This window comes from Nostoc sp. (assembly GCF_036917315.1).
GTDB lineage: Bacteria > Cyanobacteriota > Cyanobacteriia > Cyanobacteriales > Nostocaceae > Nostoc.
The window spans coordinates 328638-345248 of the sequence record NZ_JBALDR010000013.1 but is presented as its reverse complement, the minus strand read 5'-3'; the positions used below and the strand labels follow the sequence as shown (position 1 = coordinate 345248).

Annotated in this window: 13 protein-coding genes; 10 read left to right on the top strand and 3 right to left on the bottom strand. The window is 44.1% G+C overall.

Annotated elements, in window-relative coordinates; all coding sequences use genetic code 11:
- Window positions 1–92 precede the first annotated feature (92 nt).
- The 4 genes from V7K84_RS07820 to V7K84_RS07805 all read left to right on the top strand — a co-directional run bounded on the left by V7K84_RS07820 (window position 93) and on the right by V7K84_RS07805 (window position 5263).
- Entirely contained in the window at window positions 93–479 is a 387-nt protein-coding gene (locus tag V7K84_RS07820; protein ID WP_190960305.1) for a four helix bundle protein, read from the top strand.
- Between the two features lie 218 nt (window positions 480–697).
- Window positions 698–1723 (top strand): chemotaxis protein CheW, encoded by a 1026-nt coding sequence (locus tag V7K84_RS07815; RefSeq protein WP_334837234.1) that lies wholly within the window; start codon window positions 698–700, stop codon window positions 1721–1723.
- Between the two features lie 29 nt (window positions 1724–1752).
- A complete protein-coding gene (locus V7K84_RS07810; protein WP_334837233.1) occupies window positions 1753–3000 on the top strand; it encodes a GAF domain-containing protein in 1248 nt (415 codons plus the stop codon).
- A gap of 37 nt (window positions 3001–3037) precedes the next feature.
- Entirely contained in the window at window positions 3038–5263 is a 2226-nt protein-coding gene (locus tag V7K84_RS07805) for a hypothetical protein (protein WP_334837232.1), read from the top strand.
- Window positions 5264–5476: 213 nt separating this feature from the next.
- Here V7K84_RS07805 and V7K84_RS07800 read toward each other — a convergent pair whose 3' ends face one another.
- From V7K84_RS07800 to V7K84_RS07790, 3 genes are all read right to left on the bottom strand, one after another.
- Window positions 5477–5626, bottom strand: a complete 150-nt coding sequence (locus tag V7K84_RS07800) for a hypothetical protein (protein ID WP_334837231.1) — start codon at window positions 5624–5626, stop codon at window positions 5477–5479.
- 77 nt (window positions 5627–5703) lie between these two features.
- On the bottom strand, window positions 5704–6081 hold the full coding sequence (locus V7K84_RS07795) for a hypothetical protein (protein ID WP_334837230.1): 378 nt from the start codon (window positions 6079–6081) through the stop codon (window positions 5704–5706).
- 52 nt (window positions 6082–6133) lie between these two features.
- Window positions 6134–6808 carry an MOSC domain-containing protein gene (locus tag V7K84_RS07790; RefSeq protein WP_334837229.1) on the bottom strand — a complete coding sequence of 225 codons (675 nt, stop codon included), beginning with the start codon at window positions 6806–6808 and terminating at the stop codon, window positions 6134–6136.
- A gap of 288 nt (window positions 6809–7096) precedes the next feature.
- Between V7K84_RS07790 and aroF the strand changes: the two genes are divergently transcribed.
- The 6 genes from aroF (at window position 7097) to V7K84_RS07760 (ending at window position 16542) form a co-directional block, all read left to right on the top strand.
- Window positions 7097–8206, top strand: coding sequence for a 3-deoxy-7-phosphoheptulonate synthase (gene aroF / locus V7K84_RS07785; RefSeq protein ID WP_334837228.1), 1110 nt, complete (start codon window positions 7097–7099; stop codon window positions 8204–8206).
- A gap of 55 nt (window positions 8207–8261) precedes the next feature.
- On the top strand, window positions 8262–9968 hold the full coding sequence (locus tag V7K84_RS07780) for an HAL/PAL/TAL family ammonia-lyase (protein WP_334837227.1): 1707 nt from the start codon (window positions 8262–8264) through the stop codon (window positions 9966–9968).
- A 435-nt stretch (window positions 9969–10403) separates the two neighbouring features.
- A complete protein-coding gene (locus V7K84_RS07775; RefSeq protein ID WP_334837226.1) occupies window positions 10404–11840 on the top strand; it encodes a cytochrome P450 in 1437 nt (478 codons plus the stop codon).
- Window positions 11841–11887: 47 nt separating this feature from the next.
- Window positions 11888–13408: a long-chain-fatty-acid--CoA ligase gene (locus V7K84_RS07770; protein WP_334837225.1), complete on the top strand. Its 1521-nt coding sequence runs from the start codon at window positions 11888–11890 to the stop codon at window positions 13406–13408.
- Window positions 13409–13475: 67 nt separating this feature from the next.
- Window positions 13476–15326, top strand: a complete 1851-nt coding sequence (locus tag V7K84_RS07765) for a ScyA-related TPP-binding enzyme (protein ID WP_442940931.1) — start codon at window positions 13476–13478, stop codon at window positions 15324–15326.
- 70 nt (window positions 15327–15396) lie between these two features.
- Window positions 15397–16542 (top strand): 3-oxoacyl-ACP synthase III family protein, encoded by a 1146-nt coding sequence (locus V7K84_RS07760; RefSeq protein WP_334837224.1) that lies wholly within the window; start codon window positions 15397–15399, stop codon window positions 16540–16542.
- The last annotated feature ends 69 nt before the right edge of the window (window positions 16543–16611 follow it).

Genomic DNA, 16611 nt, shown 5'->3' with positions numbered 1-16611 from the left:
GGGCAGGGGAGCAGAGGAGCAGAGGGGCAGAGGAGCAGAGGGGCAGGGGGGCAGAGGGGCAGAGGAGCAGAGGAGTAGAGGAGTAGATGAAGATGGAAAAAGAACCAATTAAAAATCATCAAGACTTGAAAGTTTATCAAATGGCATTTGATGCAGCCATGAAAATCTTTGAACTCTCTAAAAAGTTTCCTGTCGAGGAGCGGTATTCATTAACTGATCAGATTCGTAGATCGTCACGTTCTGTTTGTGCAAATCTAGCTGAAGCTTGGAGAAAGCGTAGATATGAAGCAGCTTTTGTGGCTAAACTCAATGACTCTGAAGCAGAGGCAGCAGAAACACAAACATGGATTGAATTTGCTGTTAAGTGCAATTATTTGGATGTTGAATTAGGCAGAGAATTATATGGAATCTACAATCGGATCTTAGGTGGTTTGGTAAATATGATTACCGACCCCTCACCTTGGCTAATGAAACGTTAATATTCTTTCTCCCCCGCTCCCCTGCCCCCCTGCTCCCCTGCCCCCCTGCTCCCCTGCCCCTCTGCCCCCCTGCTCCCCTGCTCCCCCGCTCCCCTGCCCCCCTGCTCCCCTGCCCCCCTGCCCCCCTGCTCCCCTGCCCCTCTGCCCCTCTGCCCCCCTGCCCCCCTGCCCCCCTGCCCCCCTGCCCCCTAACCACAGTTTTCAACACCGACCGACTTATGCTTAACACTCCCTTTCCGTTTAAGCGATTATCTGGCGCTGTGAGCGAACGCGACTCATTACGAGTCGTTGTTTTTGCGATCGCAGACTATTTATTTGCCCTGCCAGTTGGTGCAGTTCTCAAGGTGATGGCTTGTCCCCCTATTAGCAGTACGGTTGAAAGTGGTATTGGGATGGTTGATTTGGGAGCGCAAACCATTACGATTGTGGACTTGCGCCAGAAGTTCATTCAGCAAGTACAAGGCCAACAGGCGCATCAAGTTCCCTCTGCGGTTGACACTTCAGGGCGCTTCTTACTTCTGACTCAAACGCGGACTGGGGAAATTTGTGGCATTCCTGTGGACAAGCCCCCTGCCTTAATCGATATTCCTTTAGAAGCAGTGCGTCCGGTGCCGTGGTCTTATCGGCAAGTAGCGGAGTTAAGCTGTGTTAGCCACATGGCTGTTTTGCCTGTAGCACCGAACGAGGAACCACTCAAAGTACTTCTTTTTGGTATGAGCCAGATATTGGCTGATAAGTTGGGGTTGCCCGGAACAACTCCAACCTTGGCTCCTGGGCTGACATCAGGCGAACAACGGCAAAGATTTCTCCGTTTTTCCTTGGGGAATCAAGGAAGTGGATTGCTACCATTTGACTCAATAGTGGACATTATTCATCTTGCTAGCCAAGAAATTTCCCCAGCCCCGGCCTTACCAAGTTGGATTTTAGGTTTCTATAATTGGCAAGGACAGATGCTGCGGCTGGTTGACTTGGAACATTTGCTGGGTTATGCGCCGCTTTTGAAGCGGCAGTCACGACCAGAAAAGCCAATGGTTCTGGTTATCGAGCTGCAAAATCAGGTAATCGGGTTTTTGGTGGCTCATGTCTACGATGTAGAGTGGCAGGATTTACAGCAAGCACAATCGGCACCAACCGACTTTTCCCCAAACAAACTGCTAAATTTTGTTCGAGGTATTCTGCCAGGCGATCGCTGGATTTTAGACACCAGAGCGATCGCCCAGACATTGCAATGGCAAACCCACTGATTTAACTTGATGCTGCCAAGGAGTTTTCTGTGACGATCGCAACTTTAGACCCTAATTCTGAAACCCAGCCTGTTGAAAATGAAATCCAGATAGAAGAAATTTTGGCTAATGTGGCTCTAATCAAAGCAGTCTTTCAATCTGCTAAGGGGCCAAAGGTCGCTCAATTGCAGCAGAAGGTAAGTCAAATCGAAGCTTTTATCCAAGCTTTGGCTAAGGATTCGCCCAGTGACAATGATGAAAATGTTCGAGGGGTTTTTCAACTCCAGCGAGAACAACTTGCGGCCATCGATCGGCAAATGCAGCAGACAAAAGGTCAAACTGCACTTTTGGAGGTTACAGTCACCGCCCTGCGAGATGTTCTCAACGCCGATCGCGTCCTGATTTATCGTTTTGAGGAAGATAATCGCAGTCGGGCGATCGCTGAAGCTATACAAGCGGGTTGGACATCCTTGCTCAACCAATCCCTACCGATAAATTTGTTTGTTACTATCGGTGTTGGCGACGGACAAAACTCGCAGGGCAACCTCACTGAAGTATTAGAACTAACTCCCCGCCAACAGCAATTTTGGCAACGCTTTCAGGTACAAGCTAGCCTGTGTTTGCCCTTGATTGTCAAACAACAGCCTTGGGGTTTTTTAGTTATTCATCATTGCCTTCAACCCCGACAATGGCAGGAAGCAGAGCGCAGTTTGCTACAACAAGTAGGAATGATGTTGACAATTAACTTGCGCTGGGCTGAAATAGTAGCTCCACCTGCTCAACAGCTTGAATCCCTCGATCGCTCACAGTTACTAGTGCCATTGCAGCAGGTGAACCAGGCTGTACAAGAAGGAGCCAGAATCGCCGAGCTTGCCAACGAGCATTTAATGTCTATTCAAGATACTGTTGCTATTACTAATAAACAGCTGCAATACCTTGGTGAATTTTGTCAGCAAGCTTCTGGCTTTGTTCGCCTTGTGGAAGGCTTGAGTACCAAAATTCAGGTTTTGTCCCTGAATACAGCCATTGAAGCCACAAAAGCTAACGACCAGGAACAAGTTTTGTTGGCTGCTGCCGAACAGGTGGAAATTCTCGCCCGTCAAGCCCGCGACAGCACCCTAAATATAGAGGAATGGTTCCAAGAACTCCAGGTGGCAGCAGCAGACGTTGCTTCTGCTATCGAACCGTGCGATCGCCAAATCAATGCGGGGCTGGAGTCAATCGCGCAAATCCAAGAGCAATTTAGAGCGATCGCCGACATCGCTGCTTGTACCCTCAAATCAATGTCGAAGCCATAGAATTGTCACAAACCCATAGAAACTGAGAGTTGTTTTCATGAGTACCGATTTTGTCCCCCAACCGCAGAACGACGATCGCTTTCTAGAAGAAGCGATCGATCTGTTACTGTTCTTGGAGCAGGAGTTGCCTAACTATACAAAAGACAGTAACCCTGGTACAGCTTTGGCTCTCATGGAAGCTGCTCGCTCTCTGCATTCAATTGCCATAACAGCCGAGCTAGATGCCATTGCCATAGTTGCGGCTGCACTAGAAGAGATTTTTCAGCTTCTGCATCAGTATCGAGCAACTGTCAACGTCCCCATCGCCTCCCTGTTGTCAGAAGGATTAGATTGCCTACAGATGCTGTTGATGGCATTTTTAACAGCCTCGCAAATTGACGAAGTAGAAATTCTAGAGCGGATGTCTGCCATTGTTGCTAGTCTACAAGCAGAGTTTGGCGATTCCCAGGAAACAAACCTTGAGACATCGCTAGAGCAACCGCAGGAACATCAACCAGTTATTCAGTTTGGCGATCGCTTGCCCAAGGTAGAATCTTCTGCGGAGCAAGTTATCGTTAAAGACAAGGAAAGTCTTGACAGAGAACTAATAGATGAAACTAGCCCCCAGTCTGGCAGCCTTGTTCACGTAGATACCGAGCAGCTTCCCATCAAGGTAGGGGAACTAACAAACCTGGAGGAGTATGGGGAAGAAGATTTTCATGCTTGGTTGGGGGATTTTTCCCTGCCTAATGAAATATCTGAAGCATCCCTAGTTAAATCTGTTCGCGATCGCCATCCACTCTCTTTGCAAGAATCCATTTCTACCATTCTTGCAACAAATATTCCAACCGCCACACCCATCAATCTTAAGCATCTCGAACAACTAAACGCGCTAATTGCAACATTATTAACTACATATAATCAGCAAGCCTGTCAGGAAGAACAACAGCAACATACGATCGGGCGGTTGCTCCGACAAGTTAAACGATTACAACACCTGCTGGATAATCTACAGGAATGGTCAGGACGTTTAGCAGCAATTTCAGATACCCTTTCTCCCCTAGCTGCTTCTCGCTCTCAGCAATTATACAGTACTCTGCAATCTGTTTTGGCTGAAGCGTCTCAGGTGGCATCAACTGTTCATTCACTTAATAACAATCATCATCAACTCCAACAAGAACTGATACAGCAGGAAAAGTTGCTTAACCAGTCTTCCAATTTAGTCAAAAAAGTTACAACTATTCCTTTAAAAGCAGCCTTAGAACCGTTGCATCGGCTTTGGTCTCAGTTACAAGCTCTACAAGATAAGTCTGCTAGACTACATTTACAAGTTAGCGATATCCAAGTCGATCGGGCATTTAGCGATCGCCTCCATGCTCTCCTGTTACATATAAGTTGCTATTTACTAGAGCAAAGTATTGAGTCTTCCCAAACACGCCAACAGCTAGGTAAAAATAGCAACGGTATTATTGAAATTCAGGTTTACCAGCAAGGAAATCAACTGATTATTGATGGCTGTGATGATGGCGCAGGACTTAACTTATCTCAAATCTATCAACAAGCTTTAGCCCAAGGACTCGCCCTGACAAAACCAGGGGATATCTTACAAGAACTGGTAATTGAACCAGAGGTTTCATCTGTTTTATGCGATCGTGCTGCCTTAGAGTTAGGAGTAGAATTAACTGAAGTTTGCAAGCAATTAACAGCTATTCAGGGAAGAATAGTATTGAAGTCTAAAGCTGGACATGGTACAGCCTTCTCGCTCCAAATTCCCCTCGATCAAAAAATTGCTCAACTTATCGTCTGTCAAGCTAACTCCAGAGTCTATGCATTTATTGCCGATTCTGTAGAGCAGATTTATCTATCCCAGTCCGAACAAATCATCCAAACTCAAGCGGGACGCATGTTATTATTGCAGTCTTCTGGCAGATCCAGTGGCTTCCTTAGTTATGCTGATGAGCATCTAACAACAGAAATACTCGTCCCTATCCACTTATTGACTGATGTGCTGATTTGTCCTAACTACCTTCCCGCCTCAGTTACCACTTACAGCACAGATACACTAAATGCTTTCAAGCTGGATAAACCTTTATTAGTATTTCGTTACTTAGACAAACGATGTGCTTTAGAAGTAGATTGCATCATCGGCAAGCAATCCGCTGCGATCCATCCTCTGGGGGAAGCAATCCCAGTTGCTGCTTATATCCAAGGAAATAGCATTCTTGCTAATGGGCAACTTAGCCTGGTTTTGGATGGTCATCTTCTCACAAAATCTCTAACTTGAACTCAATAGACCTCTTGCATAAATCAAAAATAAGAAAGAACCCCAACCCCTCCCCGCTCTTCGGGAGGGTTTGGGGGTGGGGTGTTAGGGACTTTTGCAAGAGGTCTAATACCTGCCGAAAAAAACTAGAATCGCAAAGTTTGCTAGAGAAGTTGTTGCTCAAGAGTAGCCAAGTAAGCTTCGGGAGCAAAGCAGTCATTGTAATTTTCCTGTTCAAAAAATTCGGTTTTTTACATTTCTGCTAGATAAGTTGTGCAGTTCTGTGTTGGCTTGCGATCGCCTTTGACGCTGCGCGCGATCGCTAAAAATGTTTGCTGTGAAACACCACTTGCGGCTTAGTAATAGTGAGGAGAGTCGAAACACTGCCTCCTACCTTCCTCGATAGCGTATTTGCCCTAGCTGGGTTGACAAAAAGTGCGTCATAACACGCGTTAGAAGATTCAACTTTTTCTACAAGCTTGCTTCATCAAGATACGCTTGTTTTTATACACTTCTAAAGTTCCAGACTGCGGGTTATCTAACGTGCCATCCCACACCCAATATTCATAAATTCCATTCCGAAACTTATACACTCGAACCCCTTCTGTCGCTTGGCTAGTTCCTTTACCCAAACTTAAATTACCGTTGCGATGGGTCGCGCGATAGAGCAGTTCACCGTTCGTATAATTCTGCCAAATATTGATGTTATAACCATTCTGGCATTTTGTACTCAGGATGATGCCAGCAGTAGAATCAGCAGCCGCTCTTAAGGAGAAATTAGCTAATATACTGATTGGCAAAGCAAGGAGTAACGCGGATCTGTTCAGTAGTGTTTTCATTATTTTCAAGAGTGTTGTGAAATTAATACTTGTTTAGCATTCCAGCAAGCCTTTATTTCACATCCTGACGACGACTTTGCTCCTGAAAGTAGTCGCGCCAGCTTTCAGGTAAGGCTTCAAGTTGAGCAGCTTGGTGAAGTAACTCTGGATTGTTCTGCTCACGAGTATAAAGCTGAGTGATATTAGCAACAGTAATATTGTTGTCATCCCGGCTCACCAACTCTAAAGTGTCTCCGGCTCCGACTTCGCCCTCTTGCAAAACACGAAAGTAAAATCCGGTGCGGCGACTTGCAAGAAATCGTTTTACCATATCAGGTCGTCCAAACCGAATGCCCAGTTTGTAGCAGGGTAGGCGAGGTTGTGTCACCATCAGTTTTACAGTGCCGATACGAAAGCGATCGCCAATATTCACGTCTTCTTCTCTGAGTCCAGCCATCGTGAAATTTTCACCAAAGATGCCTAACGGTAGCTCTGTGTCAGGCAATTCATTTCGCCAATAATCGTAATGCTCGAATGGGTATACATAGACTGCTTTATCTACTCCGCCATGAACGGTGAGATCGGCTTGTCCATCACCGTCTAAATTGAGTACGCGCACCATGACGCGATCGCTAACTGGCTCTTTAAAAATCCCAGTGCTAACTGTTTTCCCTTTCCAGGTTACTTCACGCGGTAGTCCCACGTTTACAGAAATAAGTTTCATCTTTGGCTTAGTTGTTGCAGCCATAAGTTCTACTCCCAATTGTTGGCAATTCCAAAGTCAATAATTTTGACAACACCAATAAATAAGCGGATATTCGTGAATCATACAGCTTTCTGAAATGAGGCGATCGCGTTTGTGCATTCTCCAGTTATGAATACTGCACCCAAACAAGCAGAAAACGTGGATGTGTGCCATGAATATGTCGGATATTGTGTAATTCATCGGCAACAGTAAAACTACTGACTGCTTATTAGTCCCTTGATTTTCAGCTAAGTAATTACACATTGCATATTTTAGGAGGATGTGAAAACGATGATTATCGTCATGAAATCCGGTTGTCCTCGACAAGAAATTGAATTACTATTCACAGAACTTTCGCGCTGGAAGATTGTCCCAGAAATCTCTGTAGGTAAACACAAAGTAGCAATTGGTTTGGTTGGCGATACAGCAGAAATTGATGTGCAGCAAGTGCAAAATTTAAGCCCTTTTATTGAGCAAGTACTGCGAGTAAAGAAGCCATTCAAACGAGCTAGTTTAGAATTTCGTTATGGTGAACCCAGCGATGTAAAGGTGTCTACACCCTCCGAAACGATCGCCTTTGGTCAAAACCATCCTGTAGTCGTAATTGCAGGCCCCTGTTCTGTCGAAAGCGAAGAGATGATTGTAGAAACTGCGTTGCGAGTCAAAGCCGCAGGTGCAAAGTTTCTCAGAGGAGGTGCTTACAAACCACGAACTTCACCCTATGCTTTCCAGGGACATGGAGAAAGTGCTTTAGACTGGTTAGCAACAGCTAGATCGGTTTCTGGCTTGGGTATTATTACTGAGGTGATGGATGGGGCGGAATTAGAAATGGTGGCATCAATCGCAGATATCGTGCAAGTTGGTGCCCGCAATATGCAAAACTTTTCCCTTTTGAAAAAAGTCGGTGCAACAGGTAAACCTGTCTTACTCAAACGTGGTTTGTCTGCCACTATTGAAGATTGGTTGATGTCAGCTGAGTATATTTTGGCAGCAGGAAATCCCAATGTGATTTTATGCGAACGGGGAATTAGGACTTTTGACAGAGAGTATACACGCAATACTTTAGATATATCTGCAATTCCTGTTTTGCGTAGTTTGACTCACCTGCCAATTGCTGTCGATCCCAGTCACGGTACTGGGAAATCGGAATTGGTGACACCAATGGCAATGGCTGCTTTAGCAGCTGGTTGTGATTCGCTAATGGTCGAGGTTCACCCTAATCCTCAAAAAGCCCTTTCAGATGGGCCTCAGTCGCTCAATTTTGCCAGCTTTGAAGAATTTATGAGAGAAATGGCTCCCTTGGGCAAATTTTTTGGTCGCTGGCAAGAACAGAAATATACAAAAAGTATCGAAACTAATTCTCTACTCCCCTTAACAAATTGGAAGATTGGGGTTCTTTAATAATTGTCAACTCGTCGGTCAAGGTTAAAAACTTTAGTCATAAACTCTCAAAAACATGGATACACTTCGCTTAAATAAAAACACTGCCAACAAAACTGTCTTTCCTTTTGTATATGGTTCTGATGAGGCTGTAATTGTAGGCGATCGCAATCTCACTGTTGAAGAAGTAACTAGTGTAGCGCGCTATGGCAAACAAGTACGTTTAACTGACGATCTAGAAAAATTGGCTAATATCCAAGCATCCTGTGATTTTATTCGCCATGCAGTTGAATCTGGCGAACCTATTTATGGGGTGACAACTGGTTTTGGTGGTATGGCAAATGTGGTGATTTCTCCTGAATCTGCGGCTTTACTACAAAATAATTTGATGTGGTATCACAAAGTAGGTGCAGGAAAAAAATTACCTTTGGCTGATGTTCGGGCTGCAATGCTTCTACGTGCAAACTCCCACATTAGTGGTGCATCAGGGATTCGTTTGGAAATCATCAAGCGGATGCTGATATTCCTCAATGCTGGTGTTACACCTCATGTCTGCGAATATGGTTCAATTGGTGCTAGTGGTGATTTAACACCTTTAGCATATATTACCGGAGCATTGATTGGTTTAAATTCTAGCTATACCGTTGACTTTAACGGTGAAGAAATGAATGCACTAACAGCACTGAAGAAACTCGGTTTAGAACCATTACAACTACTACCGAAAGAAGGGTTGGCGATGATGAATGGCACATCAGTGATGACGGGTATTGCCGCCAATTGCGTCTATGACACTAAGAATATTTTAGCATTAGCAATGGGCGCTCACGCCTTAGCTATTCAAGGTTTAAATGGGACTAATCAATCATTTCACCCATTTATCCATCAGCTTAAACCACATTCAGGACAAAAATGGGCTGCTAACCAAATGCTCAACCTGTTGGAAGGTTCACAGTTAGTTCGAGAAGAGTTAAATGGTTCTCACAACTATCGCGGTGAAGATCCGATTCAAGACCGTTATTCACTACGTTGTTTGCCTCAATACATGGGGCCAATTGTCGATGGAATTGAGCAAATTCAAAAACAAATTGAAGTAGAAATTAACTCTGTAACTGATAACCCACTTATTGATGTAGAAAACCAAGCCACTTATCATGGTGGCAATTTCTTAGGGCAGTATATTGGCGTAGGCATGGATCAATTACGTTACTACATTGGGTTGTTAGCTAAACATTTGGATGTTCAAATAGCCTACTTGGTAGCACCAGAATTTAACAATGGACTTTCTCCATCTTTAGTTGGTAATAAAGAGCGGAGTGTAAACATGGGTTTGAAGGGATTGCAAATTACTGGCAACTCGATTATGCCTCTGTTAACCTTCTATGGAAATTCCATAGCCGATCGCTTTCCTACCCACGCAGAACAATATAACCAAAATATCAATAGTCAAGGTTTTGCTTCGGCAAATTTAGCGCGTCAATCAGTAGAAATCTTTCAACAATATATAGCGATCGCCTTAATGTTTGGCGTGCAAGCAGTTGATTTACGCACATATAAAACTGTAGGACATTATGATGCCCGCATCACCCTCTCGCCAGCAACCAGAAATTTATATCTAGCAATCCGCAATGTCGTCGGACAAGCACCTTCTCCCGACAAACCTTACATCTGGAACGACCACGAACAAGCCCTAGACGAGCACATCGCCAGAATAGCCAGTGATATCGCCAATGGTGGACAGATTGTGCAAGCAGTTAAGGATCTTTTGTTGACTTTGCACTCTTAATACCAATGATGGACGCGCTAAACCATATTTAAGTACAAGAAATAAGAAAGAAGTTAAAAAAGTTTAGCGCAGCCTCATAAAGAAATAGTATAAGTTTCAATTTAGCCATACTTGTACCAATTCGTAATTCAGTAAATCAAATTTATTTAGGGTTTTAAGATTTGCATCTCTAGGGGCACAAAATCTTGCATCTTTGCTTTTAAAGAATTGGTATTGATTTAAAAGCAATAGTCTATGTCATTAAATTTGAGGGATAAGATAACGAACCGCAAAGGCGCGAAGTACACGTTCGCGGAGCGTCTCGTAGAGAAGGAAGAAGGAGAGAAGAGAGTTTGAAATTTGATTCACCTATCAGAATTAATGCGATAGACCACTAGATGCAATCTCAATCTCTAATTAACAATCATAATTTTTTCAAATTGGAGACAAAATACAATGATTAAACAAAGTATCTACCAAAATGCACCTAAAAAACCTCCTGGCCCACCCGGTTTTCCAATTATTGGCTGCTTTCCCCAAATGTCAACAAATCCGCTGCAATTCCTCATCAATGCAGCGCGTGAGTATGGTGGCGTTGTCCATCTAGGGTCAATCGGCCCGCAACAACTTTACTTGGTTGCCGATCCCGATTGTATAAAATATGTCCTGCAAGAAAATCCTCAGAACTATACAAAAGGTGAAAATTTCCAGGACATAAAACTAGTAATTGGCGAAGGCTTGGTAATTAGCGAGGGTGACTCATGGCGTTCCCAACGTCGCCTCATGCAACCATCTTTTCACCGCCAGCAAATCGCCGCGATGGTCAATGACATGACCCAGCTTACCGCCGAGATGGTAGAACGCTGGCAAAAAATTCCACCTGGTGCAACCCTCAATATCTCTGCGGAAATGCTAGTGCTGACACAGAAGATTCTCCTGAAGACGACTTTGAGTATCGATGCTGATAGCGACACCAGCGAACTAATTCAGGCTTGGAATACTATCTACAACTTCCTGAGCGATCGCTTGTGGGCTATCATTAAGCCACCGATTAACTTTCCCACGCCAAAAAACCGCCAGTTTCAACAAGCAATCAACACTCTCCGTACAATTGCCAACAGTATCATCCAACAACGCAAACAAGGCAATCGTACCACTCATGACATACTTTCAATGTTCATGAATACTCAGGATGAGTCTGGCGAGGGCTTGAGTGACCAGCAATTACATGACCAGATAGTTGGACTCTTTTCGGCTGGATTTGAGACTTCAGCAGCAACACTTGGCTGGATCTGGTACTTGCTTTCTAAGTATCCCACTGTAGAACGCCAGCTACAGACCGAACTGACTACGGTATTGGCTGGTAGAACTCCGACCTTCGAGGATTTGCCCCAGCTGAAATATACCAAAATGGTTGTCCAAGAGGCAATGCGACTTTATCCGGGTGCTTGGGTTTATGCCCGTAACAATTTGGGCGATGATTTAATCGGCAGCTATCATATCCCAGCTGGTTCCATGCTTTTGCTCAGTCCCTTTGTTACGCACCGCCTCCCTGCTTATTGGGATAATCCTGAAGGCTTTGATCCTGAACGATTCACCCCAGAACGCTCTGTCGATCGTCCCCGTTATGCATACTTTCCTTTTGGTGGCGGCCAACGCCAATGCTTAGGTGACATCTTTGCATTAACAGAAATTCAGTTGATTGTAGCAATGGTGTGTCAACGTTTCCGCCTCAATCTACTGCCGGAACATCCAGTTGAGCCGCAGCCATTGCTAACTCTGCAAACACGCAAAGGCATCCTAATGACATTGCAGCCACGAACTGAACTCGATAACATCAGTCAGCTAAATACTCAAAAGACATTATTAACAGCGAATTCTTCTGAGCAATGACTGTGAAAGTAGACAAAGCTAATGAAGTTAAGTGAATCTTTTTAGCCATGAATATTACCCAACACATCGAGCGGGGTTGTCAACTATTTCCTGACAAAATCGCTCTGATATTTGAAGATAAATTTTTTACTTACAAACAGCTTAACCAACTAGCAAATCGTCTAGCTAATAGTTTAAGTGGATTAGGAATTAAACAAGGCGATCGCGTGGCTTTGTTTTTGCCAAATATTCCTGAATTTATCATTTCTTATCTTGGCATTCTCAAAATTGGTGCGATTGTCGTCTCAATCAATGTCATGCTGAAAAGTAATGAAGTTAGCTACATTCTCAACGATTGTGCCGCTAAGGTAATAATTACCACAGAGTCACTCGTTGAAAATGTACCAGAGGCAGATTTACCCGAACTGCAACACATTTTGATTGCAGAAGGTAGCGCCAAAAAGGGAATTGATTTAGCAAAACTGATGGAAAGTGCTTCTAGCAATGCATACGCTATTGAAATAGAACGCCATACTCCTGCTAGCATCATCTATACATCGGGAACAACAGGTTTTCCTAAAGGAGCAACACTTTCTCACGGCAATATAATTTCTAATATGTATTCCCAAAACCGTTGTTGTGGAATGCAACCGAATGACCGATTACTGCTTTACTTACCGTTATTTCATTGCTTTGGTCAAAATGCTATTCTCAACGCAGCCTTAAACGTCTGCGCCACAATTATCCTAAAACGTCGATTTGATCTTGAGCAAATACTTAACGCGATCGCGACTCATCAAGTAACAATGTTTTTCGGAGTACCAACGGTATTTATCAATCTTCTAAATAGTGATTTATCTGGCTACAATCTCAATAGTATACGTTACTACTTTTCAGCCGCCGCACCGATGCCAATTGAAGTTGCCCAAACTTGGCAGGATAAGTATGGAAAAGTCATTAATGAAGGATATGGTTTAACTGAAACATCACCATGTGCATCTTATAATCACGATTTGAAATACAAACTTGGTTCCATTGGCGCTCCAATTGAGAATGTCGAAATGAAAGTGATTGACGATAATGGTAATCAGGTAGAGCTTGGTGAATTAGGTCAGATAGTAATCCGAGGGCCTAACGTCATGCTTGGTTATTGGAATCGCCCATTGGAAACTGCGGAAGTAATTAAAAATGGCTGGTTTCATACTGGCGATATTGGTCTGGTAGATGAAGACGGTTTTTTCTACATCGTTGACCGCATGAAAGACATGATTAATGTGTCTGGATTTAAGGTATATCCGACTGAAGTTGAAAATGTCATTTATCAACATTCATCTGTTGCTGAGGTAGCTGTATATGGCGTTAAAGATGCTATCAAAGGTGAGATAGTTCAGGCAAATATTATCCTCAAGCAGGGTTACAGAATTAGTGAAGAACAAATCCTCAAATTTTGTGCTGAAAGAATGGCAAAATACAAACTTCCTTGTGCCATTACTTTTGTAGATTCCCTGCCAAAAAACCCCAGCGGTAAAATTATCAAACGATTTTTGCGCCAGCAATCAAGCTCTGAATTAGCTGTTGTAAACAACTGAATGCTAAGTGGATCTAAATATTCAAGAAAGATAGGAAAACAAAAAATAGAAATTAAGGTTGGCAATTGTGAATACTAAATCTATCAACAAAAATACTAATTCTTCTCAAGCTTTGGGAACAAAAATTAACCTCTCATCTAATCAAATTCCATTTGAAACTTCAACTGGATCTTCCATTTTCTCTCCTGCATCGCTGCATGAAAAATCTCTAGAGTCAGAATTAACCCCTACGGTTGCAGAGGCTCTAGTTGAGATCCTGGAAAATTTAGGAGTTAACTACGCATTTGGTGTTTCAGGAGGCGGTATTGGGCCGTTATGGGCAACATTAAACCGTAGCCGCATCGAATTGCTTCACTTTCGCCATGAATCAGGAGCAGCTTTTGCCGCTACCGAGGCTTATTTTGCCAGCGATCGCCCCGTCGTGGTATTCACTACTACAGGCCCCGGTATCACTAATGCTCTGACTGGGCTTTTTGCTGCCCAAGGGGAAGGAGCAAAGGTAATTTTCTTATCGGCTGCAACCTCAACCGGAAATCGCGGGCGCGGAGCTTGTCAAGAAACTAGCGCCCACACAATGCCTTTCTCAGGAATTTTTACATCAGGCCCGCTATTCAATTACGCAACCATATTAGAGTCTGGAGATCAACTACCAGAAATTTCTCGCAGACTTGCCCAAGGTTTAGCACAACCAGGGAGTTTTGTAGCTCATATTAGTGTTCCCACGCCAATACAGACGACGCCATTAAAAGTACAGTTACCTCAATCAGCATTTTCTCAATCTGTACCAACTGCCAGCGAAGAAGCGATCGCTGAATGTGTAAAGTTGTTATCAGCAGAATCCTTTGCTATCTGGGTTGGCTTTGGGGCGCGACACGCCGCAGAGGAAATCCGCCAGTTGGCAGAAAAAACTGGGGCGGCGGTGATGACATCACCTCGCGCCAAAGGGATTTTTCCAGAAGATCATCCCCAATTTATCGGTGTCACAGGCTTTAGTGGGCATCTATCTGTCCTGAAATATATGCAGGAACAACGACCACAACGCATACTAGTGTTGGGAACGCGCCTTGGTGAGCCGACTTCATTCTGGAGTCCGGCGATGATTCCTGTTAATGGGTTTGTGCATATTGATATCGACCCACAAGTTCCAGGAGTGGCTTATCCATCAGTAGAGACTCTCGCTGTTCACTCGGAAATCAAAGAATTCCTCAAAGCTTTATTAAAACACCTTCCAGAGCGTCTTAATTGGTTTCCCACTTCCTCACTACCGCGTCCTGAAGCCTACACAAATACTCAGCGCCCAAATGGCTTAGTGCGACCCGAAGTACTGATGGATGCAATTCAACGGCTGATTATTGAGGGCAGTGATGCCTCAATCTTAGCTGAAGCAGGTAACTCTTTTGCTTGGGCAACTAATTTACTGCGATTTAACCAACCAAATCGTTACCGGATTAGTACTGGTTTTGGGTCTATGGGTCATGCTGCCACGGGAGTAGTTGGTACGGCATTAGGGCGAAAAAGTAAAGCCGTGGCGATTGTTGGGGACGGAGCAATGCTAATGAACAACGAAGTTAGCACAGCCGTGAAATTCCAGATTCCAGCTGTCTGGATTGTCCTCAACGATGGACGCTACAATATGTGCGCCCAAGGAATGGCATTGCAGGGGTTAAGTGGGAACGTCCCTATAGATACGGAGATACCGAGTACTAATTTTGCGGCGATCGCTAGAGCTATGGGAGCTGACGGTATCTGTGTTAATACTGAGTCTGACTTGGAAGCAGCCTTAAAAAAAGCACTTACCTCTACTCTTCCATTCATTGTTGATGTGAAGATTGACCCAACCCGACCCGCGCCTATTGGAGGTCGCATTCAGAGTCTGATTAAGCAAGGAGCCATAGAAGCCAAAACAGGGCGTTCTTAAGTCTGTGCATCTATGTAAATCATTTTCCAATTCCATTGTGTAACACCACAAAATCAAAAGGAGATTTGTCATGACAATATTAGAACCAGTAGGTATTCGCGCAGTCTCAGTTAACTTTCCTAGCATCATCCGCACCAACGATTACTACAGAGAGAATTTCCCCAAGATGGTTGCTGAGGCTGAACAAAAAACCCTAGCTAAACTTTTTGTACCCGATAATGCCACAGTCGATAGTGACGATGATATCTGGTCGCAAGAGGTAGCACCATATATGTCAGACCCCTTCCGTGGTACTGTCGAGCGAAGGGTGTTAGCTGCTGATGAAACTTCCCTTTCACTAGAGTATCGTGCCGCTCTCGATGCCCTCGAAGCCGCAAAGCTATCTCCTGAAGACATCGATCTCATGCTCGTTACTTCACTGTTTCCAGAGCAAATCACACCTGGTAATGCTGCCTTTCTCGCTGGAAAACTGGGACTACAAGGTGCGGCGTGGAATATAGAATCAACTTGCACTTCAGTGTTAGTTTCGCTTCAAACAGCCTGTTCTTTGGTGCAAACAGGACAGTATCGCAATGTGTTAGTGGTTGTCTCAACTACGTATTCACGCTATACCGACGAAAATGATACTCTAGCATTTTTATCGGGTGATGGTGCTGGAGCCTTTGTAGTTGGTAAGCTGAAACCAAACCAAGGTATTCTCGGTACGAAAATTGCCAATACCTCTGCTACCTGTGGAGCCTTCTATAATGAATTCACCACCGATGAGCATGGCAACGTCAAAATGTTCATCCGAGGCGGCAAGGGTGCAAGTAAGATGTTTAACGAGACGACGGTGAAGTTTATTCGTCTATGTTGCCACGGTGCGATCGCAGATGCTGGACTCACCTTAGATCGAATCAACTTTTTTGTTTTTAATACACCCAGTGCTTGGTATTCACGAGTTTGCATCCGCGCTCTAGATATTGAACCAGAGCGCACAATCAACATCAATCCTCTATATGCGAATATTGGGCCAACCTTTCCCGTTGCTAATCTCTATCATGCCGCCCATGCAGGTAAAATTCGTGAAAACGATTTAGTTCTTGTCTACACAATGGGTTCGTCATCTAATGCTGGTGGTTGTGTGATGCGTTGGGGCGATGTCGCGCTAGGCCCTGCTCCTGCTCCCTCAGTCAGCCTTTCTCAACTAGAGGATAGAATTCCGATCCGTCACTAGAATTCTAGTTATATATCAATTTGAGATTGTGCATAAAACTGTATTGCTATTCCTTTCACAATACAAGGA

Excerpts from the sequence above, each read along its gene's own strand:
- V7K84_RS07795 (WP_334837230.1), bottom strand. The coding sequence starts at position 6,081 with ATGAAAACACTACTGAACAGATCCGCGTTACTCCTTGCTTTGCCAATC.
- V7K84_RS07775 (WP_334837226.1), top strand. The coding sequence starts at position 10,404 with ATGATTAAACAAAGTATCTACCAAAATGCACCTAAAAAACCTCCTGGC.
- V7K84_RS07770 (WP_334837225.1), top strand. The coding sequence starts at position 11,888 with ATGAATATTACCCAACACATCGAGCGGGGTTGTCAACTATTTCCTGAC.
- V7K84_RS07760 (WP_334837224.1), top strand. The coding sequence starts at position 15,397 with ATGACAATATTAGAACCAGTAGGTATTCGCGCAGTCTCAGTTAACTTT.
- V7K84_RS07780 (WP_334837227.1), top strand. The coding sequence starts at position 8,262 with ATGGATACACTTCGCTTAAATAAAAACACTGCCAACAAAACTGTCTTT.
- V7K84_RS07790 (WP_334837229.1), bottom strand. The coding sequence starts at position 6,808 with ATGGCTGCAACAACTAAGCCAAAGATGAAACTTATTTCTGTAAACGTG.
- V7K84_RS07815 (WP_334837234.1), top strand. The coding sequence starts at position 698 with ATGCTTAACACTCCCTTTCCGTTTAAGCGATTATCTGGCGCTGTGAGC.
- V7K84_RS07805 (WP_334837232.1), top strand. The coding sequence starts at position 3,038 with ATGAGTACCGATTTTGTCCCCCAACCGCAGAACGACGATCGCTTTCTA.
- aroF (WP_334837228.1), top strand. The coding sequence starts at position 7,097 with ATGATTATCGTCATGAAATCCGGTTGTCCTCGACAAGAAATTGAATTA.
- V7K84_RS07820 (WP_190960305.1), top strand. The coding sequence starts at position 93 with ATGGAAAAAGAACCAATTAAAAATCATCAAGACTTGAAAGTTTATCAA.